Source organism: Parasediminibacterium schistidii (assembly GCF_046546515.1).
GTDB lineage: Bacteria > Bacteroidota > Bacteroidia > Chitinophagales > Chitinophagaceae > Parasediminibacterium.
The window spans coordinates 91,858-113,907 of the sequence record NZ_JBKHKJ010000018.1; the positions used below are offsets into that span (position 1 = coordinate 91,858).

Genomic DNA, 22,050 nt, shown 5'->3' on the forward strand with positions numbered 1-22,050 from the left:
TTATTTGATCGTGAAAGTGGCAGTATGTTTCCCGTTTTGCCTATCCACCAGCCAGACTTGGTATTGCCCCCCTGTTTGGAATTGGCTGCCCAGCTTGTATAACAGGTAATTGTCGCCGTAAATGATTTTCTGGGTAACCTGTTTTATCTCTTTCCCTGCTTTATCCACTATATGGATAGTGGCCCCGTATTCCTGGTCGAAGGAATAGTATTTGATGCCCAAGTTGCCATCTTCCACTATGTTCATGCCCGTGCTTTCATTGCCCTTTTTCAGGAGTATATAATTCCCCGAAAAGATTTTTTGGGGCTTTGGATTATTGTTGCCTATCACAAATTGCCACACTTCGCTTTTGGCTACTGGCTGCCCATTGTTTTCGGCAGTCACCTGCCAGGCATATTGCTTGGTACTGTCCAACGCCTTGGCTGATGCGGGGTAAGCCAGCGACAAAGCCTTGTTGTTGCCAGAACTGTAAACGGGTATGTTTTGCTGTATGGCATCCAGTGTCGCCTGGTTGGGCAGCATTTCCACCAATACAAAATCATAGCTTAGGTTATTGAACAGGTTCAAAGGGGCAGGGGGCAGCCATGCAAATTGTGGGTACGCCGTGCTTACCGTGTCTTTGTCCAAGGGCAGGTTGAGCAAGGGTGGGTTCAACGGTGCCACTTCCACGGGGAGGCACTCCTCGCCCAATTCCGTGAATAGGTCCCCATCCAACTTTATCACCGTGTAGCAAGCCTGGAAATTGCCCACTGGCAAGAACCCGTTGGGGTTCCTGTCCACATTGAACATGGATGACAAATAACTATACTGCACCGGGGCAACATCGTTGATGCCTACCTGTTTGGCACCCTTGGGCAGGTTGATGCCCCTTGACGTGGCCGTCATGACGGGCATGTTGTCCTTTGATGACAATAAGGTCAGCTTTACCGCCACCCTTAACGGCGTGGCACTACTGGATACGAGCAGGAAGTTCCATAGCTGGCTTTTCTGCATCACGCCCGTCGGCGGCACTTGCAAGGCAATGGTCACTTGCGCCATTGCGCTGGCCTGCATCAATAGGGCGAGGGCGATGAGGGTAACAAGGCGTTTCCGTTGTTTCATCCTATAAATGTTTTAAAATGTTTTGAAATAAGACAGCCTGCCGATATTGTTGCTTACCAATTGCCTGTTGCTGCCCGGGATGAACCCTTTGTCGGCCATCAATTGGAACTCGCCCAATTTGCTGATGGTCACAGTCGCATTGGCCGAATAGCCAAACAATACCGTATAGGGCTTCGGCTGCCCGTTGTACTTTACCCCGGCACCCACCGAAAGCCACTGTTTCGCACGGTACTGGCAATTATTTTCCACTGTATACAACGTATAATCCGTGTTGGCACTAACAGTCATATTTGCTTGGTAAGACCATTTCCGGGAGGTGATGTTCTGGCTGAACAACAGGTTCTTCGTGTTGAAATAGACGAAACCGGAATCGGGGGATTTGTTGTAGAAGCGGCTGTATACCAACGTGCTGTTCATGCCCAGCCCTTTGTATTGGTAAAAGTGCGTTGCATTGGCGCATAGGGTATAGAACGTATTCTCGGAATACTGCCCACCCGATAATTTAACCAATTGGGAGCTTGGGGAATACGAAACTGATACCGTTGGCCATTTCCTTACCCTGAGCGTTGCCTGTATGCTCTTGAAAACAGTACTGCTTTTGAAGTTGCTGCCTATGTAAGGGTTCACGAAATCGTTCGTGTGCACGGATGCCACCACTGTCAATTTCCGCTTCCAGAACGGCTGTTCGGCTTTGAGACCCCAGTTTGTCTGTGACGAACCGGTGGTGAATACGCTGAACGATTGGAAATTGCTGCCATAATGCTTGTACGACGCGCCCAATTTGGTAGCTGTCCTTGGCAAAAAGGACGATGCTTGGATGGACCATGCCTCGTTGCTGCGGTCGCTGTAGCGGAAACTGCCCGATAGCAAACTTGCCTTTGCATTTTCCTGGTAATAATAGGGGAAGGACGATTTGGCAAATTCGCCGATGATGGAGCTTCCCTTGTTCGGCTTCCATTGCCCTTCCACCGAATAGCCCATCAGTTTCCCGTTCGGGATCGTAGTGCCTTGCACGGTCGTGGAGGAATTGTACAGCTGCCTGTTGCCAAAATAATAGCTCAGGAACAGGTGGCTGCCCTCTTTCATCCCCTCCCCAACACGCAGGATGGTGGCATATTGCTTCGGCCCGCCGTTGCCAACAACTAGGTCACGGAAACGGTAGTCAACGGAGCCTGTTGCAACGGCAACATAATAGGACGGGTTGTATTCCACTTGCACCCCGTTCACGCTGATGCTCTTTGCTGTCAATTCGGAATAATCCAGCATGTTCCGCCCTATGCCAAAGGATCGTATGGCAAACAATTGCCTGTACCCTTTTGGTAGGCTGCTGTCTGACATGTGCAGTTCCTTCATTTTTGCCTGCAATTGTTTCGCGTTGGTTATGTTGTCGATGGCATACCCTTGTTGCAAAGAGTCTGACAATTGTATTTGTTTTGCCGTTTTATATTGTTGTTTCAGGCTGGCTATTTGCCCTTGCAATGAGTCGGCCCATTGTTTTTTGCGGGCATACTCTTCCGTGAATGTTTCTATTTTCGGATCCGAAGTATCCTTTTTGCCCTTTTTGCCAATACTGTCAATCCCTGCTTGGCTAATATCCTTGTAGTTTTTCCCCTTCAACTGTTGGTACAGTTTTGTGAGTTTGCCCACCTTTGCCCCCAAGGAATCTACGCGGCCTTTCTTTTGTTTGTACCTGTCGGCTATATTTCCATTTTTTGCATTATCGGTAGTATCCTTGTTTGCCAAATGGGGCATCAAACTGTCTTTTGCCAAGTTGGCAAGGGTTGCAATTGTAGGGAACCCTGTATTTGGCAACTTGTTTGACCCAAGGGTATCGGCCTTGCCAAGCAATTTACCCCTTGCCACTTTCAGCAATGCCGCTTCCCTTGCCTCCACCAACTTCTGCAAGGTGGCGGGGTTTTTCAGCCATGCTTGCAAACTACTTAACTCAAGGGATTTGTTTTGGAGGAGCGTATGCAAGAACCCGGTATCCGCCGCCAACGGGTTTTTGGGGATGGCTGCCTTCATCTGCCCCTTCAGTTGCTGGTTGAACTGCTGTTGGTTGAACTGGAAATTGAGTGCCGAAAAATTCTTGAAGAACCCCGAATTGCTGAAGCGGTTGGTGACATAAAAACGGATTGGGTACTTGTCTTTCACCGTTATGTCCATATAAGCCTGCACGGTATGTTGGTAGATATCTTTCTCCGCATAGGGTGTGTCGATGCTGGATCGGTAGTCCAAGCTGTACAGGACATTGCCATGTATACGCAGCAATGGAATGCCTTTGTTCTTGGCTTTTGCCCTAGCGGGTGCATCCACTGGGGAATGGCCTATGGGCGTAGCCAGCTCCAATACCCTGTATTCCTTCCACCCCAGTTTCACGTAGATATTGTCCAACCCGCTCTTCTTGTCCACCACATGCTTCACGATGGAGTACCGGGCAGCAAAGTAGGCAACGGCGTTTGAGATGCCACTGTCATTTTGTACAATATCGTAAGTGCTGTCTTTCAATTGCGTTTTGCTTGTTGTTTGTCCATAGGTTTTGTTACCGATGATGCACACCAGGATGTAAAGGGCAACCCATGCCCATGTTTTACATTTTGCCAAAAAAGGGCGCATCATCAGAGGGTTTAATTTATTTCTTTAGCAGCTTTAATTCCGTTTCAAGCTTCTCCATTCTCTTGTTTTGTTCCTGAATGGCTTGGGATTGAGCATCCATTGTCTCTTTTTGCTTTGCCATTGTTTTGTTTTGTTCTATCATGTACAAAGTGAGTTCCTCTATTTTTTTGAGCAATACAGCTTGGTTTTGCCCTAAGTTGATCCCTTCTTTTGCTACTTTTCGGGCATCGGGGACATCGGGCAGGTGTTTGTTTAGTGAAATATAGCTTTCCAACTCACTCAGTGTTTTCATTTTGAATCGATGGTTGAAAACATAGTCGGGCCATGCGTCAACATCCACTTGTATTTTCCTTGTATGGATACCGGTTTCCACAAAAAGCTTATATGCCGTGTCATTTGTATTGGTCGTGCCTATGCCTACATTACCATCATTGGCAATTGTAAGCACATCCTTGAAATTTGATAGGTTGGTGGCCGGCAATGGCGATACATTGCCATATTTACGCTGCATAAAATGTAAACCTGCCTGTCCCGCATCCCCCCTTATTATTAGCCCCGAAGCATTGGAATCGCCAGCCCAAAAAGGGGTGAATTCATTGGTAGAAGTCGCTTCATCCGATTTTGTAAGCAATGCGTTGAATGAAATATAAGGACAGTTCCCATAGTCCATATTGCCTAAGGTCAAATAACTCCCTGCCTTTAGGTGGTTCCCCTGGCCATTGTCCAAACCTAGTGAACCATCGGAGACATGCAACCTATCAGCAGAAGTTTTTGTACCGATATTAACATTCCCCAAAAAATAATTGTTATCCTGGCTGTTGGAGAATATGTTGCCAGTCAAAGATGCGCCGTAATTGCTCACATAATCGTCCAAGGCAGTTTTTGTGATATAAGCAACACTACCAATGGGAGGGTGTGAGGCACCGGTAGTTGTATCGTCATAAACGACAGGTTGCACGGCAGGTAAATTTGCCCTATAGTGGTATGTTATCCCATTGCCACTGTTCCCCCCTTTTAGCCAAATGACTATTATATTCAGCCCATTGTCCAATGTAGCGTCTTGCCATCCGGCAACAAAAGAGTTATTGCTTCCTTTGATATCGGCATCTATAAAATTCGACCCATTTCCCCAATTTGTGGTATGGTACCTAAATTTTGCAATGATGCTCCCTAGCCAATTTGTATTCTCATGCACGTTACTGCGCCCCAGTTCCAATTCTGTAGCAATATTATTCTTAAAGCCGGGATCTGGGAACGCAACTGGGTAATAGGTATTGTCTGAACCATGCACAGTAAAACTGCCTACACCACCAGATACAACTTTACCGCTGCTATCGACGCCTAAATTTGCAACAGACGGGGAAGATGAGTTTTGTAGTTGGGTAAACTTCAAACCTGAGATACCACTGCTGCCCGAATTTATGGTAACCGTAGGGTTACTGCCACTGCTTGTGACTGTTCCCCCACCATTAAGGGGCAAATAAGCACCAGTTGTGGTAGGCAAGGAAACAACAACATTGTCAATGCCCAACGCATGGGCATTTGCACCGCCACCAGTCAAGTTCCATGCAAGTGTATAAGTTGTATTGTTGGCAATGTTTAAACCAGTAATAGTACCCGTATTGGTGCTAACCAATGTACCTGGCAACGAACCTGAACCAGAGGAAGCGTCCGCTATATAGGTATAACTCAGTGATGAAGGCACAATGCCGCTTGAACCTGTTACAAAAAAAGTTTCATGTGTCGTACCAGTCCTATATTTCATATAGTTTACCGATACATTTAGCGAGGTGACAGTATTGCCTGTAGTATTTGTGAACGTAAATAAGATTTGCGGCGTTGGGTTCGCGCTGCTACCAAATGTCCCTGTTGTCAGAAACCCAATACCCCCGTCTGCCCCTGTGGCATAATAATATACATTTGATTGGCCAGTACTGCTGAAAGAAGAGGATGTTACTAAATTATCGGCCGCACTTGACAAAGACCCATTTTTTGAATACAGTTGCCAACCCGTTGGCAAGCTAGTAGTGTTTGTATTAAAGTTCTGGCTGTACGGGAACGCACTTATATATACCTGCCCCCATACTTTCACTTGGCACAAACAGAAAACTAATGCCAACAACAAAACAAAAGGCTTCATTACCTTCATCGCTATCCCAAGGGCAAATTGCCCACCCAACAGTCCAATTTTACGCATAGAATTATAGTTTTATATTCTTAAGTTTCATTTTTTGTTAATAGCTGGACTGATCCTGAATTTCTCGGTTGCCCTTGGGTATCTGGCTATAGCTAAAAAAACCACAGCAGTCTCATACTGTTTACCCGTTTGCCCATCCTGTACTTATTTTCCAACCCCGCCAACCCGCTTGGTTGGCAACCATTGAAATCGTGCTTGTATTTCTTCTTAGCAGTGCCGAAAAGTATCTTTCGAAATTTACCCTCCTGATTTTCCTAGTGGCGTCAACTACCCATCCACGAAGTATAGGATTGGCATGTCTAATGCAATTAACTGGCAAAATTTTAATCAGTGAAGCAATTCTAACGGTTATTAATGGGCAGTATCAATAAATCATATAATACATTATCCAACCATAACAAAGCAGTTTAAATTTCCAGTTTTATATTATTGTCTTGTCGGTTTATTTCTGGATAAGACCACCAATTTGTAATCACTAATCACTGGTACCTTATTTAATTTAACCGATGCAAACATAGGGACAATTGTTAAAGAAGTCCTAATGTATCGGTAAATAATTACACGGTATTTTTTTGCAGTTTTCACGCAACTAATTTTGCAGTTTTTACGCAACCCACAACCTGATGTTAAGGTTTGGGTTACCTTGAAACACAACCAATCCAATAAAAAAATATTTTTACTACTACAAATTGTCATAATGGCTTCCTCAAAAAGGAGCATCCGATGCCACCAAACGGCAAATTGCCCTCCCTTATTTTTAGCTGGCTTTGTTTGTTATCCTTATTACATGGAACATGGTCGTATTCCTAACAGTTTGAAAAGGTACCGGCGGATGGCGGGCATTTCCCAGACGGAGGTCGCGGGGATGCTCGGTCTGAAAAAGACAAGCTGCGTCTCGCGGTGGGAAAGGGGCGCCGCATTTCCCAGCACGGTGCACCTGCTCCAGCTTAGCTTGCTTTACAAGACACTGCCTAGCAATCTTTACGCCGACTTGTGGGACATCCTGAAAGGCGAAATCAGGCAGATGGAGCAGGAACTGTTGGCTCGGAAAGAGTCGCTTATCAGCAACGAGAGATTTTTCCTATGACCTGAAAATAAAAATCCTATCGAAATCGAACGATATCGATTGAAACGATTGATAAAGAGAGCGATCGACATGAACGGCTCTTTCAAATTAATAGCCAATACGCACATTGATGTCACCATACGACCCATACGAAATAAAGCTGGCGAACGAGATAGCGGCGACGCTCAATGACAGGGACGCATTGCCGCTATACTTGCAGTTTGCTCGGAAATACAAGGAGGAGTTCCTCCGAAAGGTGCTTGCACGGGTGATGGGCATACAGGAATCCAAGATACGCAGGTCGCGGGGGGCCTTGTTCACGTTCCTCATAACGCAGCAGGGAAAAGATGGCGGTCCTGGGGATTAGCGCGAACTCCAGGGTAGTCGGCATAGCCGTGATCAGGGAGGGCAGCCTCCTCGATTGCAATGTCCACTACTACAAGGAGCAATGGTCCGAGACGAAGGCAGCCCGGATACTGGGATGCCTGAAGCGGTACCACCGGCTCCACCCCATTACCAAGGCCGCCATAGCGATACCCCATGAACATCACCAGAACAAGGAAACGAAAGCACTCATTGCGCTCATACAGGGGCATTGCCTGCAGAAGGGCATACCCCTTTCGGCCTGCCAGCCGGAAGCATTCGATTACTTACACCAAAAGGCAAAAGCGAAGAAGAAGGCGATGATGCTGCGCCTGACGGAGCATTACCCCGAACTCATACCATTGCACTGGAAGGAGTTGCGGAACAAGCGCAGGTATTATTTCAAGCTGTTCGAGGCCGTGGCTGTCGCTAGGCTGTTAAGCCAGCAAGGAAACGGCAATCATGCGATTGAATAGTCAAATCTTCTTACGAGGCCGCCTGGCGAAAGCTGGGCGGCTTTCTGTTTTCCCAATGTCTTTCCCATTATCCCCGATGCGGGTCACGGTACGGTCGCTCATTGTACCACCTAAACCAGCGGCATCAAATTGGGGTTTCCCTTTCTCTTGGCAATGGGAGTACAGGCAATCCTGAATGATAGGTCATCCTTCGAAAAGGGGATGGCTTTGAACTTGTCGCTTTTGCCAAACCTATGAATAAGGATAATGGAAACAGTCGCAACGATGGCTGCCCCGTCTTGGAACTGGATGGCGCAATATTCCCTTTGAGGGATGCCGTATTGGGCTATCCCGTAAAGCAGCGTATCGAATCCCATCTCCGTTTCAAAAAATTCAGGCATAATGCCGCGAATGTACCGATCCCCCTTGAAGCGGCAAAAAAGCCCCTTGCGGGAGCTTGGATTTCAGAACAGCGTTAGCTGCGTCGATGTGCCGTCAGGGGCGCGATAGGTCGGGCTTTTTGCATTGGGGCCTGCCTCTTCAGGCGGGTCATTATCCTTCCTTGCGAAAGAATTGAGGTGCATGTGCCATAGCACGGACTTTTCCTTCTCTACGATCTTGAATATGCCGAATGGCAGGAAAGATATGCGGTACGAGACCACGAAATCTTGCGGCATCAGGGCATCCGCGCACATCACCTCGCTTCCCCACATGCCGTTGAGGAACAGGTTGAGGGCTGCCATCTTCACGCATACCCTGTCAATGTCGATTCCATAGTAACTGTTATTGCCTCCATTAACTTTTCGGGCTGCAACCAGCATCCGACCGGAGCCGCAGGCTGGGTCGAGCATCCGCAGCGGCTCCTCCCTTTCGGCTGCTTCGCTGCCAGCACCCTTTGCGGCGACGGCCGATGCCATGAACTCGCAGATTGGGTACGGGGTGAAAAACTGCCCGTTCCTGCCATTGGACACGTTCTGCTCGAAGAAATCCCCCAGCACGTCATTGCCCTTGCCCGAGCCCATGCGCTCCTCCATTTCCATGACAAGCTGCGCGAATGCCTTGGGAAACTCGTGCCGCAATTCGGAATCCTTGTAATAAGCGATAGCCTCGAGGTACTCCTCCTCGTAGTGGGACTTTCCTGTAGCTGGGTTCTGGGTGCATGCCGCAATCGCCATCGTCAGGAAATCATCGAATGCCTTTGCCAATGAAAATCGGTAGCCGATTAAATGCATTGTCTCTGCAAAAGTCGCTTGGGGGGAATCAGTTCCTTTCTTTCTCTTTGCCATGGTTTTTCCGCCAGTATACCAAGGGGTTCCTAGCGGGGCAATTCGGGGTCGCTTGCCAGCAGGTTGCTTATCCCTTGCAAGGCATACTCGATTTTGGCAGCGAAAACGATGCCCTGCCTTTGGGTGCTTGAGGCAACAAAAACGCCGCAGATGCGCCATTTTTTCGACCTGGCATCCTCGATGAAGACGGGCGATCCGGACCATCCCCGGAAATCGATCCCACTGGCACCTCCTTTTGGCATGATGCAGTAATTTAAGGAATCTATCGCGGGGGAAGCGGAATCTTGCGCCGTGCCGATCAGGTAGGAATCCTTGGGGAAGCTCATAAGGGATGCTTCGGCAGGGCTGGTAAGCTGCCCCTCCCGCATGACAGCGCTTCCCGAATAGCCGCAGGCTATCAGCCGCCCCACCTTCCTGAATGGCGGCATGAGGAAACGCTCTGCCGAACTGATAGCAGTGTCATTGGGTACTTCCATTGCCATCACGTCAGGCTCCAGGTACGGCTCCATGAGGGTTGCCGTGTCCCTGATGCGGCTTATGTCGATAGCCAGCGTGTCCATGCCTCCCATTCGGCGCACCATGAGCTTGTCTGGGTAATATTCGGATTTCTTTCCGCCGCCGCACCCGCACAAAACGTGCTTCGCGGTAATCAGGAAAAGGCGGCCGCCCTTGCGCACGAAGAAGCATGTGCCCGCAGCAGAGCCTGTCACGATGCCATTTGTACCCTTCCCGTACAGCAGGTAGCTGTACTGCCGGAATGATCCGGCATCTTCCTGCGAAAAGGACGCCCTGCAAATCAGCAGGCCAGCAACGATAAAGGCAATTTTGAGATTCATTTGCAAATGATAGGATTATGGTGGTGATTGAAAAAACCGCAGTTTCCCAGCATGAAGGAATGGAGGCGGCAAGGAAGGTGCAATAATTATCGCTGCGGCTTTTTTGGATTTGCAGTCCTCTTGGCTTCGGGCATGGCTGCAAAGTCAAGATGCCTGAATACCTCTTCGCCTTTTATGAAATACCTGACCTTGCCAGCCGCCTGCACTATGCTTTTCTTCAAGGTGACGGATACGCCTAGCCCGTATCCGTGCTTGGAGTTCTCTAGGGTGGATTTCCGCAGCTCGCGTATATCCCTGCTGGCGCTGGCATTCCAATGCGTCTTGAATTGGATCATGGCAATGTTGCAGGCACTGTCCCCCCTGTGATGCAATATGATCTGCGTGAACGCATCAATCCCATCGGCGGCCTTGGGATCGGCGCCATTCAGGTCGCAATCGAAATCGATGAATATCCCCTCTTCCTTGAATGAGGACGCCTCCACCAGCGGATGGAAATGAAGCCCGAACCAGAAGGCTATCGGCCTTTCGTGGGCAGCCTTCGCTATCAGGGGCATGTGCCTGTCATAGGTTTCGTCCAAGGCGGCCCTGATCATCCTGTCCAACTCCCTTACCTGCCCTTGGGTCAGTTCCATCGGCTGTTATTTTTTTCAAATGTACAGCTTGGGAAGCACAATGACGGCGGCTGATTGCCGCTTAGAGGGTGCCTGCGTTAAAGCAGCCCAAGCCTTCAATGCTTTGAATATCCCAAAGCCATGCCCATTCCTTAATTTATAAATCAGGTTAAATAAGGCTAAATTTGTTAGCAATCCGGCTCGTTTTTTCCGTACCTTTAGGAAAAATTAGGCAATGAAGAATGTAGGCATTTGGATACGGGTATCCACGGACATGCAGGTGCAGGACGAGAGCCCCGAGCACCACGAGCGCAGGGCAAGGATGTACGCGGAAGCGAAGGGCTGGAACGTGGTCACGGTGTACAGGCTGGACGCGCTTTCCGGCAAGTCTGTCATGGAGTACCCCGAAACCAAGCGGATGCTTCGGGACATCGCCGACCAAGCCATATCGGGCATCATCTTTTCCAAGCTGGCGAGGCTTGCCCGAAACACGAAGGAACTGCTCGAGATATCGGAGATTTTCCGGCAGAGGAATGCCGACCTGATTTCGCTTGCGGAAGCCATAGATACCTCAAGCCCGGCGGGCAGGCTGTTCTTCACCATCATCGCCGCAATGGCGCAATGGGAGCGGGAGGAAATCGCAGAGCGCGTGGCGGCATCTGTCCCCATCCGCGCGAAGATGGGAAAGCCTCTGGGCGGCGCGGCATCATTCGGCTACAGGTGGGACGGCAAGGAACTGGTCGTTGACGAGAAGGAAGCCCCGGTACGCAAGCTGCTCTACGAGATATTCCTGAAGACAAAGCGCAAGAAGGCCACCGCATCCGAGCTCAACAAGCTGGGATACCGCACGAGGAACGGATCAATGTTCTCCGATACCACGGTGGGAAGGCTTTTGCGCGACACTTCGGCCAAGGGGGTGCGAATTGCCAATTACACCAAGTCCACGGGCGAGGGAAAGAAATGGGTGGTAAAGCCCAAGTCGGACTGGGTGGAAGTGCCATGCCCGCCAGTCGTCAGGGCCGAGGTATGGGACGAGTGCAATTCAATTTTGGACCAGCAGGAAAGGAAAAGGACAAATGTTGGGCCCCGGGTCAATTACCTGCTTTCCGGGTATATCCACTGTTCCTGCGGCAAGAAAATGTACGTGTACACCGAGTCCCCAATGTACAAGTGCAAGGAGTGCAGGCGCAAGATAGCCGTTGCCGACATGGACGAGATATTCCACGAGCAGCTGCGGGTATTCCTGCTGACTGATGCCGATGCGGGAACGGCCAATGGCAAGGCAAGCGCAATGATAGCCGGAAAGGAAGCCCTGCTGAAAACCGCCCAAGCGCAGTATGCCAAGCTTTCCAAGAGCGTGGACCAATGGCTCAGCCTGAGGGTATCGGGGGAATTCTCCAAGGACGATTTTGCGAGGGTGTACCGCCCTGCGGAAGAGCAGCTGCGGCAGATAGAAAGGCAGATACCTGAATTGGAAGCGGAGATAGATTTCCTTAGGGTGCAGCACCTGTCAAATGACACCGTCGTGCAGGAAGCGAGAGACCTTCATGCCCGGTGGCCTGAGCTGCCATTTGACGAAAGGAGGGCTGTGATAGAGATTATTACAGACAAGATAACCGTGGGCGAGGATTCGATAGACATACGGCTTTCCTACGCGCCCGTGCTTGATTTTTCCCAAAATGCCGGAAAAAGGCAACGCGACAGCAGGGGTTCATGCTGGCAATCAACATGAAATTTGCCGGGAAATCAAGGGCTACCTTGGCTCGGGAAATGGTTACCCGCCGTTCTTCCATAGGTTGCCGCATCACTTCCAGCACGCTTCTTTTAAACTCGGGTAATTCATCCAGAAACAAAACACCGTTATGCGCCAGCGATATTTCGCCTGGCTGCGGTATGCCGCCGCCACCCACAAGGGCAGCATCGGAAACCGTATGGTGCGGGCTGCGGAAGGGGCGTTTGCTGATTAGCGAGGCATTCTCGGGCAGTTTACCAGCCACGCTGTGTATTTTAGTAGTTTCTAGTGCTTCCTGCAGGCTAAGCGGTGGTAATATGGTGGGCAACCTTTTGGCAAGCATGGTTTTGCCAGCCCCTGGCGGGCCAATCAATATGGCATTGTGGCCACCTGCTGCGGCAATTTCCAACGCACGCTTAATGTTTTCCTGTCCTTTTACATCGGTGAAGTCTATGTCGAACTGGTATTGGTTGTAGAAAAATTCTTCCCGGGTGTTTACATCGACTGGTTTTATTTTTTCCTCCTCGTTCAAAAAGCGGACTACTTGTTTCAGGTCTTTCACGCCATATACTTGCAGGTTGTTTACCATGCCAGCCTCCCGTGCATTGGCTTCTGGCACTATCAGGCCTTTAAACCCATCTTTTCGGGCTTGTATGGCAATGGGCAATGCGCCTTTTATGGGCTGAATGCTGCCATCAAGGCTTAGCTCGCCCATTATTACAAAGTCTTTCAGCACATCTGGTTCGTCTATTTGGCCGGTTGCTCCCAGCACGCCAATAGCCATGGGCAAATCAAAAGCCGCACCAGTTTTCTTTATGTCGGCCGGTGCCATGTTGATGACCAGCTTGGTGCGGGGCATTTCGTACTTATTGTTCTTGATAGCACTTTCTATCCGTTGGATGCTTTCTTTCACGGCATTGTCTGGCAAGCCCACTATAAAATAGCCTAGGTTGCCGCCGCTTACATCTACCTCAATGGTGATGGCAATGGCTTCCACGCCATATACTGCGCTGCCAAAGGTTTTAACCAGCATAATAAGGATTTAGATTAGGCATAGGAGATAATTAGATAGTCATTACACCGTTTTAAAAAGCGTTAAACTTCGATAAAAAGATGGTTGTATTTTTTTAAATAGGTAAATGTAAAACCAATATGCGTTAGCAGCAAAGCGGCAAAAACAATCATGAAATAAACCATGCCTTTTAGTATGGCAGGCATTTTTTGCAAGGTAGCCGCCTGCATTTTTGCTGCATCCGGGGGCATTGTTTTTTGCATGGTTGCTGCTTGCGTTTGGAATACTTGTATTGCTTGGGTTAGCAAATGGGGCTGTGCCGCAATCTGTATGAAATCTAAAAGCAGCATGAACCCCAACACAACGCTTACATAAGCATTTACCTTAATCCAGTCTTTCAATGAATGGTTGCAGGGCTTTGTTTTGATAATACCTTTTTGCAAAAAAGAAAAACTGGCAAAAATATAAATGACAGCGCAAAGTATCATGCAAATTGGTAGCAGCCCAGCAGGATTGGCAATAGCTACGAAAAAGCCTAAGAAACAACTAATGCCCAGCAAAGCAGCGATGGGCAGTAAAATAAAAGAAATGACTTTGTAAACATTCAATCCGAGCATGGTGTAAAAATGCAGAAAAAATTGCAGTAATCAATTGATAACCTTTATAGGGCTCAAAACCCTATAAAGGTTTGGGGCTAACTTTCTATGAATAAGAGAAAAAACTAAGCCCAATCAAATTGCTGAAATCGGCAAGGGATGTTTTCAGCTCTGCAAAAAAATCTTGCAGGTTGTCTTTGTTCAATGTGCTGAAATCCATGTATTCTACTTGGCTAAGTAGCCTGCCAAAACGCCTGATGATGGCATCTTTATGCTCGGTATTGTTTTCTTGCAGTACATCTACAAGGTATTTGGAAATGCGAAGCAGCGAGTACAATACGCTGCGTGTAAAGTCTTTGTTAAACACCACTTGGTGCAGCGCATTTTCGTTGTGGCTGCTGCTGCGGTAGGTTTTCAGGTGCAACTCATAGCCAGATAATGCCAGCAGCATGGGTCGCCACTGCAAAATGTCTTTTTCTTCTTCTATATTATAATCAATAAGGCTAAAAAATTTGTCCACTACCTCAAGGGTTATAAAACACCTTTCTATGTATCGGCCAAGGTTCATGAAGCTCCACCCGAGACCACGCGGCATGGTGGTGTCTGTAACCCCATTGTACATGATGCTTTCCTTGCAAAACAAATCTGCTGTTTCTAGTGCATCATAGCCCTTTAGCTTGTCTTCTAACTGGGGGGCGTTTATAGCGTGGTACATGCCATTTACCTGTTCCCACACTTCTTTGGTAATATTGTCTTGTATGCCACGTGCATTTTCCCTTGCTTTGCCTAGTACTACTTTGAGCGAGTCGGTGTTGTTACTGTCTAAAAGCAGTTTGTACAAAGCACCTTCCGTGTTGTATTTCAAAGCTTCAATTTCTTCCTCCTCGCAGTTGGTAAATACTTCCAAGATATGCTGCCAGCTAAGGTTGTTGCTTACCCCTTTGTCGAACATTAAAATATAATTGGTCATGGTGCAGCGCAACATGCCGTCTGCACGTTCCATGTAGCGGTTTGTCCAAAATAAAGAGTCTGCTATCCTACTCAGCATGGTAATAATCTTTTTTTAAGTTAATGATTTTTTTGCGTTGACCGAGCAACTATTCCACCACCCAAGTATCCTTGCTGCCGCCGCCTTGCGACGAGTTTACCACTAGGCTGCCTTCTTTCAAAGCCACACGGGTGAGGCCACCCGGCACAATTTGCACACCATCTGGGCCGCAAAGCGCATAAGGCCGCAAGTCAACATGACGTGGCACAAATTTGCCACCAATAAAACAAGGAACTGTAGATAGTTTTATAATAGGCTGTGCTATAAAACTGCGGGGTTCTTTCTCTACTGCTATGATAAAGTCGGCAATTTCCTGGTCTGTGGCACTATTCCCCATCAACATGCCATACCCACCCGATTGATTGGTGCGTTTAATAACCATTGTATGTATATTGGCAAAAACATGCTCGCGCTGTGCAGGGTCGCTTAGCTCATAAGTAGGCACATTTGGTAAAATAGGGTCTTCGTTCAGGTAGTATTTTATCATGGCAGGCACATAGTTATATACCGCTTTGTCGTCTGCAACGCCATTACCTAGTGCATTCACAATGGCTACATTGCCTTTGCTATACGCACCAATTAAGCCAGGCACACCTAGCATACTTTCTTTCCTAAACACCTCTGGGTCCAAAAATTCATCATCTACACGCCTGTATATAACATGCACTTGTTTTAATCCGTTAGTGGTTTTTGCATATACTTTATAGTTGTCAACTACCAAATCCCTGCCTTCTACTAACTCTATGCCCATGCTCCTGGCAAGGAATGTATGCTCATAATAGGCAGAGTTATATACGCCCGGTGTTAGCAATACTACATTGGGGTTGCTCAATTGCGATGGGGCTAATTGCAATAGTATCTGGTGCAGCATCAATGGGTAGCTGCTTACCATCTTAGCCTTGCTTGCGTATAGCAAATCGGGGAAAAGCCTTTTGGTTACTTCCCTGTTTTCCAGCATATAGCTTACGCCGCTTGGGGTACGCAGGTTGTCTTCTAGTATGTAAAATGTGCCATCATCGCCACGGATAAGGTCTATGCCACTGATATGCACATAAATATCGTGCATCACTTTTATGCCTAGTACTTCTTTCGTATAATGGGCGCAACTGTCTATCAGTTCTTTTGGCACAATGCCATCGTTTATAATCTGCCGCTCGTTATATACATCTTTCAAGAACATATTGAGTGCTTTCAAGCGTTGCTTGATGCCTTTTTCCACGTGGTCCCATTCTGCCGAGGTTATGATGCGGGGGATAATGTCGAACGGGAAAATACGCTCTATGCCTGCATTGTCGCTATATACCGTGAAAGTGATGCCTTGGTTCATAAACAGCTCGCTGGCCAACTTGTCCTTTTGGTGCAAAGCCTCTACAGGCAGGTGCTGCAATGCCTCAAATACTTTTGTATATTGCTCTCGTATAGAGCTGCCGGTGTTCATCTCGTCCCAAATGCCGGGTTGTGTAAGGTACTGTTGCCATAAAGTAGCACTATTCATAAACGAAAACAGATTTAATGCAGTGATAATAAGTGGTGGTTAATTGTTTCTTATCAATGATTGTTGTGCATGGAAGGTAATAAGAAATATGATTGGGCAATAAATTTTCAAATATTTTTTTATATTTAATAAATTACAATATGGGTATTTTGTTGAAATTTATTTTCTTTATTAGCTTTTTGATGGATATTTTAATAAAAAATAGGCTGTTTGTTGAAAAAATCTATTGAGTGGCAAGTGTTTTTTGTTTGCTGTTTTTGACAAATATTTAAGGATGCTTGTTGTTTAATGAGCTTTTCAAAGTTATGGGAATATTTGGGTGCATTTCAAATCTTCGCTTTTTATTTAAAAGCAGCTTTAATTAGTGATTGTGAAACCACCCCGGCCTTTGGCTACACCTCATTAGGAGAATTGTGTACGCATAATAGCCAAGACGATGGGAATGCGAAGGCCTAAACGGAGATTTGTAATGGCATATTTTTTGTTTTTTTGTGGCTTATTTTTTTTGCTATTTCCCTTTTTTGCCTTTAACTCATTGATATTCAGTTATTTGCGTTTTTAAAGCCTCATTTTTTATGATAATTTAAGTGAATTTTATGATAATGTATTGATAATGGAATGATAGTTTTATAATATTAGAATCATCATTTATTGATAAGAAACTGATAAGATTTTGATGGTGGATTATCATTTTCCTAAACCAACTAACATCCGACGCAGGAGGCAAGGCCAAGATGCCTTTAGTTACTCCTTTAATGTAAAATTGGCATGAATAGCCATATAGCCCAAAATAAAAATCCTATATGGGGGAAATATGCCCCCATGAGCATCCAAAATTTCCCCCATATAGGATACTTGTTGAGCGGCAAACAGCAGGTATTGACTTATTAGGAAGGATTAAATATTTCGTGGTTCTGCCAAATTAAAAAAAACAAAAAGAGAAATTTTGAAATGCACCCGAATATTGTGAATACAATACTTTATCCTTACATTTGCCCTATACTATAAAAGGAAATGGTGTCTTCCTAATTGAACCGCCCTAAAAAGCTGATGGCGCCTGATTATAAATGTAAACCCATTTAATCAGGATAATTATGTCAATAAAACAACAAAAACCAACCACTAAAAAAATCATCATACAAAACCGTTTATTTTTCAGGTACTACCCTGCTTTCCAGTATATACTAAAATGGTTGTGCATCAGCTTGGCTATTGGTGTATGCGTGGGCACGGCTTCGGCAGGATTTTTACAATCTTTGGATTGGGTAACCAACTTCCGGGAAAGCCATTTATGGCTGGTAGCTTTGTTGCCCATTGGCGGGTTGGCAATAGGGTTGCTATACTATTACTATGGCAAAGACGTGGAAGCTGGCAACAACTTGTTGATTGATGAAATACACCACCCCCAAAAAACAATCCCTTTCCGCATGGCGCCATTTGTATATATAGGTACAATGGCTACGCATTTTTTTGGTGGCTCTGCTGGCAGGGAGGGTACTGCTTTGCAAATGGCAGGTGCCATTGCTGACCAGTTTAGCAAACCTTTGAAGCTAGACGAGAACGAAAGGAAAGTGCTGCTGATGGCCGCCATTGCCGCAGGTTTTGGCTCAGTGTTTGGCACGCCACTGGCAGGTGCTATTTTCGGCATGGAAGTAGCTTTGATTGGCCGCATAAAATACGATGCCATTTTCCCTGTGTTTGCTTCCGCAATAATTGCTGATTTGGTTACCAAGCTTTGGCATACGCACCATACGCATTATCACATCCCAGTTGTTCCAGAGATGGGTTTTTTGAATATAGCCTACGCAATAATTGCTGGCATTGCATTTGGTTTGTGTGCGGCTGCCTTCAGCAAAACAATCTATCAAATAAGTTCCATTTTTAAAGCAAAAATTGCCTTTCCACCTTTCCGCCCTTTGGTTGGTGGTGTTATCGTTGCCCTTGCTGTATTTGCCCCTTTCCTTTGGAATGGCGGGGGTGAGCCCACGAAATATATTGGCTTGGGCATCCCTACAATTATACAGTCTTTTGACCAGCAATTGCCAGCCTACGGTTTTGCCTTGAAAATGGCATTTACCATAATTACCCTAGCATCAGGTTTTAAAGGGGGAGAAGTAACGCCTTTGTTTTTTATTGGGGCAGCTTTGGGCAATGCTTTGGGTTTGTTTATCCCCTTGCCCATGGGGTTATTGGCTGGCATGGGCTTTGTGGCTGTGTTTGCCGGGGCAACCAATACCCCGCTTGCCAGCACGGTAATGGCCATGGAGTTGTTTGACAGCAGTTGCGGCGTGTATGCTGCCATTGCGTGCGTGGTGGCTTATTTATTGTCTGGCCACAACAGCATTTACCGCAGGCAAGGCATTGGGCAGCCAAAACACAGCAGGTTTGCAGCAGACGAAGGGAAACGTTTAGCTGAACTGTAGATATTCAAAATTAGGCACAAAAAAAATTAAATTATGGGTAATAATGAATCTTTAAATCCTAGTCCGATTAAGCATAATTCCGATTCAACAGAACAGACTGTAATTGAGTCAATTGTAAGGACGCAATTGACAGAGAAACTTGGGATAGAATTTATAACTGGAATAATTGAACTTGAGGGCATTTCTTTTCAAGTTGATTTTTATGACGAGACAAAATTTGTATATGGTGAGATATTCGCTAGAGTTGGCGAACTAAAATCTGGACAGAAAAGAAAAATTTGTATGGATATTTTGAAGCTTCTGACCATTGAAAAGCTTTTGGGTAAACCAATTAAAAAGTATATTGTTTTTACGGATAAGAAAATTGAAGAGAAATTCAAATCAAAAACATGGTATTCGAAGTCAATTTTGTGTTTTGATTTACAAATTATTTGTATAAATCTAACACAAGAACAACAAGATTTGTTAAAAGAAGTTAGAAAACGACAATATCGTTAATTTTTTGTTTATTATTTTATTTTTGGTATAGACAGACATAATGCTAATTCCATACCATTCCAAAACACTATTTCTCAATATAAAAAACTTAAAAATATGTGGTGGATATACGCTTTGTTATCAGCTTTATTTGCATCGTTGACGGCTATTTTTGCTAAGATTGGCATTACAGGCGTTAATTCAAACCTGGCAACTGCTATACGGACTATTATCATATTGATAGTGGCATGGGGCATTGTGCTGGCTAAGGGAGAAGAAAAAGGCATCGCCTCTTTATCCAAGCAAAACCTCATTTTCCTAGTAATATCGGGAATTGCCACGGGCTTGTCGTGGATATTTTATTTCAAGGCATTGCAAATAGGCAAAGTATCGCAAGTAGCACCTGTAGATAAACTTAGCGTGGCATTGACCATTGCCTTGTCGGTGTTATTCTTGGGCGAAACGTTGACCATTAAAACAGCTATTGGTGCGGTGTTGATTATTGCTGGGACTGTGGTATTGATATTATAAATAAATGAAGTGCAGATGTATTATGTAGAGACGTTGCATGCAACGTCTCTACAAGTAACAATGCTTAAATATTTATTAAGCGTTATTACTATTATTTCTTTGTTTGCCAAAGCGTGTAATTCGAAATGATGGGGAGATGATAGAGAAGATTAAAGCGTAGAACCAAGTAGCGGATAGCTACCAAATAATTCAATTATGAAATCAATACATCTTTTTTTCTGTTTGTTGTTATCTGCCAGTTTATTGGCACAGCCAATAAAACAAGTCTCCTTCCATGTTGTTCCTTTGGGTGTGATGGGCGGCATTGACGAAAGCAACCTTTCGGCTTATATGGTTGCCCCTGTTGGCACCAACCAATATATATGCTTTGATGCAGGCACTATACATGCAGGCATTGAAAAGGCAATAGCAAATAAAGCATTTTCTATCCCTGCAAGCGATGTGATACGGCAATACATCAAAGGGTATTTTATTTCCCATGCCCACATGGATCATGTGGCTGGGATGGTAATTACCTCGCCGGAAGATTCTTCTAAAACCATCTATGCCCTGCAATCCTGCATGAAAATGCTGGAAAACAACTACTTTAATGGGGAAGCATGGGCAAATTTTGGGGATGAAGGAAAGGCGCCCCTTATAAAGAAATACCATTACAAAACGTTGGCAGCTGGCGAGGAAGCTGCGGTTGACAATACCCCAATGCTGGTAAAGGCATTTCCGCTAAGCCATGGAAACCCCTACCAATCCACTGCCTTTCTGGTGCATGAAAAAGATGCTTATATACTTTACTTAGGCGACACAGGGCCAGATGAGATAGAGAAAAGCAACAAGCTGCAATTGCTGTGGCAGGAAATAGCACCATTGGTAAAAACTGGGAAGTTGAAAGGAATTTTTATTGAAGCATCATTCCCTGATGACCAGTCTGACAATAAACTGTTTGGTCACCTTACGCCCAAATGGCTGATGCAGGAAATGGATGTGCTAAGCAGCTTTACAGGTAAAGAAGCCATGAATGGCTTAAACATAATAATAACCCATGTAAAACCCCCACTTACAAGGGTTTTGCAACTGCAAAAAGAGCTGAAATTGGAAAATAAGCTTGGTCTAAAGCTGATATTCCCACAACAGGGAAAGGCGTTTGATTTGTAGGTGGTGGTAAATAATAGGTTTTATGCAATAGGGCATATACAATACGCACCTACAATGTCTTCCTAATTCCTAATTTATAATTTTATAGCACCATCTTTTTAGTTTGCCTTCAAAGTCGAAAGGGGTAGTAGCTTTTGTAATGTCTTTTATAGTGGTTGCATGTATAGCTGGCGTATCCATAACAAACTTGGTAAAATTGGTGCTGAAATAAACAATGCCTCCCGGGGTAGTGGCTGCAAGCACATCGTTTAGCAGTTCCACATGGTCCCGCTGTATGTCCAAGAAATCCTTCATTCTTTTGCTGTTGCTAAAAGTAGGCGGGTCTATAATAACCAAGTCAAAACTATTAGGTACAAGGGTTTTCAGGTATTGCTTTACGTCGGCATGGACAAAGAAATATTTCTCCTCATTTTTTAGCCCATTTAGGGCAAAGTTTTCTTCTGCCCAATTGAGGTAGGTTTTCGATAAGTCAACCGTGGTTACTGTTTCTGCATTGCCCGCAGCAGCATATACCGAGAAAGAACCTGTGTAGGCAAACAGGTTTAGCACACGCTTGCCTTCACTCTCGCTTTTAGCCATTTGGCGGGTGATGCGGTGGTCTAGGAATAGGCCAGTATCTAGGTAATCTGTCAGGTTCACGAAAAATTCCAGCCCTTGCTCCGTAACTGGGAAGTACTCGGCTTTTGTATCTGTTTTTTCGTATTGGTCTAGCCTATTAGCTTTTCTTTTGCGTTGCTTGATGTAAATATTTTCGTTTGTTACAGGTAGTAATTGGCAAATAATGGCTACACATTCCTCAAGCCATTGCTCATGTTCTTCGTCAGTCATACCATGACGGCGGAGGTACTCAGCCAAGTAGGCTTTATCTTCATATAGCTCTATGCAAAAAGGAAATTCGGGCAAGTCATGGTCATACACCCGGTAGCAGGTAATGCTCTGCCGCAGGGCTTGCTTGCTTTTGTGCTTGTACACCTTTTGCAAGCGGTTGTAAAACATGGCCTGTTTCTCGTTCATTGAGCGAAAATAAGGCAGTTCAATTATGAATAATGAATTATG

The 22,050-nt window shown here is 45.8% G+C and carries 18 protein-coding genes, 1 pseudogene and 1 riboswitch; of the genes and pseudogenes, 7 read left to right on the forward strand and 12 right to left on the reverse strand.

Annotation, left to right across the window (positions count from 1 at the left end; all coding sequences use genetic code 11):
* Genes ACHFIY_RS11785 through ACHFIY_RS11795 form a run of 3 tightly spaced genes read right to left on the reverse strand, consistent with a single transcriptional unit; the run spans position 1 to position 5,914 of the window.
* On the reverse strand, positions 1-1,101 hold the full coding sequence (locus ACHFIY_RS11785; RefSeq protein ID WP_410846295.1) for a hypothetical protein: 1,101 nt from the start codon (positions 1,099-1,101) through the stop codon (positions 1-3).
* Between the two features lie 12 nt (positions 1,102-1,113).
* Positions 1,114-3,720: a hypothetical protein gene (locus ACHFIY_RS11790; protein WP_410846296.1), complete on the reverse strand. Its 2,607-nt coding sequence runs from the start codon at positions 3,718-3,720 to the stop codon at positions 1,114-1,116.
* Positions 3,721-3,733: 13 nt separating this feature from the next.
* Positions 3,734-5,914, reverse strand: coding sequence for a hypothetical protein (locus ACHFIY_RS11795; RefSeq protein WP_410846297.1), 2,181 nt, complete (start codon positions 5,912-5,914; stop codon positions 3,734-3,736).
* A 787-nt stretch (positions 5,915-6,701) separates the two neighbouring features.
* On the opposite strand from ACHFIY_RS11795, the gene ACHFIY_RS11800 reads away from it, so the two are divergent.
* Both ACHFIY_RS11800 and ACHFIY_RS11805 read left to right on the forward strand, forming a co-directional pair.
* Entirely contained in the window at positions 6,702-7,001 is a 300-nt protein-coding gene (locus ACHFIY_RS11800) for a helix-turn-helix transcriptional regulator (RefSeq protein ID WP_410846298.1), read from the forward strand.
* A 326-nt stretch (positions 7,002-7,327) separates the two neighbouring features.
* Positions 7,328-7,819, forward strand: coding sequence for a hypothetical protein (locus ACHFIY_RS11805; protein WP_410846299.1), 492 nt, complete (start codon positions 7,328-7,330; stop codon positions 7,817-7,819).
* Between the two features lie 110 nt (positions 7,820-7,929).
* Here the strand turns inward: ACHFIY_RS11805 and ACHFIY_RS11810 are convergent, their stop codons facing one another.
* The 4 genes from ACHFIY_RS11810 to ACHFIY_RS11825 form a co-directional block, all read right to left on the reverse strand.
* Positions 7,930-8,199: a hypothetical protein gene (locus ACHFIY_RS11810; protein WP_410846300.1), complete on the reverse strand. Its 270-nt coding sequence runs from the start codon at positions 8,197-8,199 to the stop codon at positions 7,930-7,932.
* Positions 8,200-8,262: 63 nt separating this feature from the next.
* Positions 8,263-9,084, reverse strand: coding sequence for an N-6 DNA methylase (locus tag ACHFIY_RS11815; RefSeq protein ID WP_410846301.1), 822 nt, complete (start codon positions 9,082-9,084; stop codon positions 8,263-8,265).
* A 29-nt stretch (positions 9,085-9,113) separates the two neighbouring features.
* Positions 9,114-9,920, reverse strand: coding sequence for a hypothetical protein (locus tag ACHFIY_RS11820; protein WP_410846302.1), 807 nt, complete (start codon positions 9,918-9,920; stop codon positions 9,114-9,116).
* Between the two features lie 86 nt (positions 9,921-10,006).
* The gene (locus tag ACHFIY_RS11825; RefSeq protein ID WP_410846303.1) at positions 10,007-10,552 is read right to left on the reverse strand and encodes a hypothetical protein; all 546 of its coding nucleotides are present in this window, start codon (positions 10,550-10,552) and stop codon (positions 10,007-10,009) included.
* A 214-nt stretch (positions 10,553-10,766) separates the two neighbouring features.
* Between ACHFIY_RS11825 and ACHFIY_RS11830 the strand changes: the two are divergent.
* Positions 10,767-11,576 (forward strand): annotated as a pseudogene (locus tag ACHFIY_RS11830) (recombinase family protein); the annotation flags it as partial.
* Between the two features lie 556 nt (positions 11,577-12,132).
* On the opposite strand, the gene ACHFIY_RS11835 reads toward ACHFIY_RS11830, so the two are convergent.
* The 4 genes from ACHFIY_RS11835 to ACHFIY_RS11850 all read right to left on the reverse strand — a co-directional run bounded on the left by ACHFIY_RS11835 (position 12,133) and on the right by ACHFIY_RS11850 (position 16,414).
* Positions 12,133-13,296: a YifB family Mg chelatase-like AAA ATPase gene (locus ACHFIY_RS11835; RefSeq protein WP_410846304.1), complete on the reverse strand. Its 1,164-nt coding sequence runs from the start codon at positions 13,294-13,296 to the stop codon at positions 12,133-12,135.
* A 62-nt stretch (positions 13,297-13,358) separates the two neighbouring features.
* Positions 13,359-13,892, reverse strand: coding sequence for a hypothetical protein (locus tag ACHFIY_RS11840; RefSeq protein WP_410846305.1), 534 nt, complete (start codon positions 13,890-13,892; stop codon positions 13,359-13,361).
* Positions 13,893-13,977: 85 nt separating this feature from the next.
* Positions 13,978-14,919, reverse strand: a complete 942-nt coding sequence (locus ACHFIY_RS11845) for an alpha-E domain-containing protein (RefSeq protein WP_410846306.1) — start codon at positions 14,917-14,919, stop codon at positions 13,978-13,980.
* A 49-nt stretch (positions 14,920-14,968) separates the two neighbouring features.
* On the reverse strand, positions 14,969-16,414 hold the full coding sequence (locus tag ACHFIY_RS11850; protein WP_410846307.1) for a circularly permuted type 2 ATP-grasp protein: 1,446 nt from the start codon (positions 16,412-16,414) through the stop codon (positions 14,969-14,971).
* A 1,001-nt stretch (positions 16,415-17,415) separates the two neighbouring features.
* Positions 17,416-17,481, forward strand: a riboswitch (Fluoride riboswitch).
* A gap of 27 nt (positions 17,482-17,508) precedes the next feature.
* Here ACHFIY_RS11850 and ACHFIY_RS11855 point away from each other — a divergent pair.
* From ACHFIY_RS11855 to ACHFIY_RS11870, 4 genes are all read left to right on the forward strand, one after another.
* On the forward strand, positions 17,509-18,837 hold the full coding sequence (locus ACHFIY_RS11855; RefSeq protein ID WP_410846308.1) for a voltage-gated chloride channel family protein: 1,329 nt from the start codon (positions 17,509-17,511) through the stop codon (positions 18,835-18,837).
* A gap of 33 nt (positions 18,838-18,870) precedes the next feature.
* A complete protein-coding gene (locus ACHFIY_RS11860) occupies positions 18,871-19,335 on the forward strand; it encodes a hypothetical protein (protein WP_410846309.1) in 465 nt (154 codons plus the stop codon).
* A gap of 96 nt (positions 19,336-19,431) precedes the next feature.
* On the forward strand, positions 19,432-19,845 hold the full coding sequence (locus tag ACHFIY_RS11865) for an EamA family transporter (RefSeq protein WP_410846310.1): 414 nt from the start codon (positions 19,432-19,434) through the stop codon (positions 19,843-19,845).
* A gap of 195 nt (positions 19,846-20,040) precedes the next feature.
* Positions 20,041-20,994 (forward strand): MBL fold metallo-hydrolase, encoded by a 954-nt coding sequence (locus ACHFIY_RS11870; protein ID WP_410846311.1) that lies wholly within the window; start codon positions 20,041-20,043, stop codon positions 20,992-20,994.
* A gap of 69 nt (positions 20,995-21,063) precedes the next feature.
* On the opposite strand, the gene ACHFIY_RS11875 is transcribed toward ACHFIY_RS11870, so the two are convergent.
* The coding region (locus tag ACHFIY_RS11875) for a class I SAM-dependent methyltransferase (RefSeq protein ID WP_410846312.1) at positions 21,064-22,050 on the reverse strand (987 nt) is incomplete at its 5' end.

Bases quoted from the DNA above. Each gene is read 5' to 3' on its own strand.
- ACHFIY_RS11785 (WP_410846295.1), bottom strand. From the start codon at position 1,101: ATGAAACAACGGAAACGCCTTGTTACCCTCATCGCCCTCGCCCTATTG.
- ACHFIY_RS11790 (WP_410846296.1), bottom strand. From the start codon at position 3,720: ATGATGCGCCCTTTTTTGGCAAAATGTAAAACATGGGCATGGGTTGCC.
- ACHFIY_RS11795 (WP_410846297.1), bottom strand. From the start codon at position 5,914: ATGCGTAAAATTGGACTGTTGGGTGGGCAATTTGCCCTTGGGATAGCG.
- ACHFIY_RS11800 (WP_410846298.1), top strand. From the start codon at position 6,702: ATGGAACATGGTCGTATTCCTAACAGTTTGAAAAGGTACCGGCGGATG.
- ACHFIY_RS11805 (WP_410846299.1), top strand. From the start codon at position 7,328: ATGGCGGTCCTGGGGATTAGCGCGAACTCCAGGGTAGTCGGCATAGCC.
- ACHFIY_RS11810 (WP_410846300.1), bottom strand. From the start codon at position 8,199: ATGCCTGAATTTTTTGAAACGGAGATGGGATTCGATACGCTGCTTTAC.
- ACHFIY_RS11815 (WP_410846301.1), bottom strand. From the start codon at position 9,084: ATGGCAAAGAGAAAGAAAGGAACTGATTCCCCCCAAGCGACTTTTGCA.
- ACHFIY_RS11820 (WP_410846302.1), bottom strand. From the start codon at position 9,920: ATGAATCTCAAAATTGCCTTTATCGTTGCTGGCCTGCTGATTTGCAGG.
- ACHFIY_RS11825 (WP_410846303.1), bottom strand. From the start codon at position 10,552: ATGGAACTGACCCAAGGGCAGGTAAGGGAGTTGGACAGGATGATCAGG.
- ACHFIY_RS11835 (WP_410846304.1), bottom strand. From the start codon at position 13,296: ATGCTGGTTAAAACCTTTGGCAGCGCAGTATATGGCGTGGAAGCCATT.
- ACHFIY_RS11840 (WP_410846305.1), bottom strand. From the start codon at position 13,892: ATGCTCGGATTGAATGTTTACAAAGTCATTTCTTTTATTTTACTGCCC.
- ACHFIY_RS11845 (WP_410846306.1), bottom strand. From the start codon at position 14,919: ATGCTGAGTAGGATAGCAGACTCTTTATTTTGGACAAACCGCTACATG.
- ACHFIY_RS11850 (WP_410846307.1), bottom strand. From the start codon at position 16,414: ATGAATAGTGCTACTTTATGGCAACAGTACCTTACACAACCCGGCATT.
- ACHFIY_RS11855 (WP_410846308.1), top strand. From the start codon at position 17,509: ATGTCAATAAAACAACAAAAACCAACCACTAAAAAAATCATCATACAA.
- ACHFIY_RS11860 (WP_410846309.1), top strand. From the start codon at position 18,871: ATGGGTAATAATGAATCTTTAAATCCTAGTCCGATTAAGCATAATTCC.
- ACHFIY_RS11865 (WP_410846310.1), top strand. From the start codon at position 19,432: ATGTGGTGGATATACGCTTTGTTATCAGCTTTATTTGCATCGTTGACG.
- ACHFIY_RS11870 (WP_410846311.1), top strand. From the start codon at position 20,041: ATGAAATCAATACATCTTTTTTTCTGTTTGTTGTTATCTGCCAGTTTA.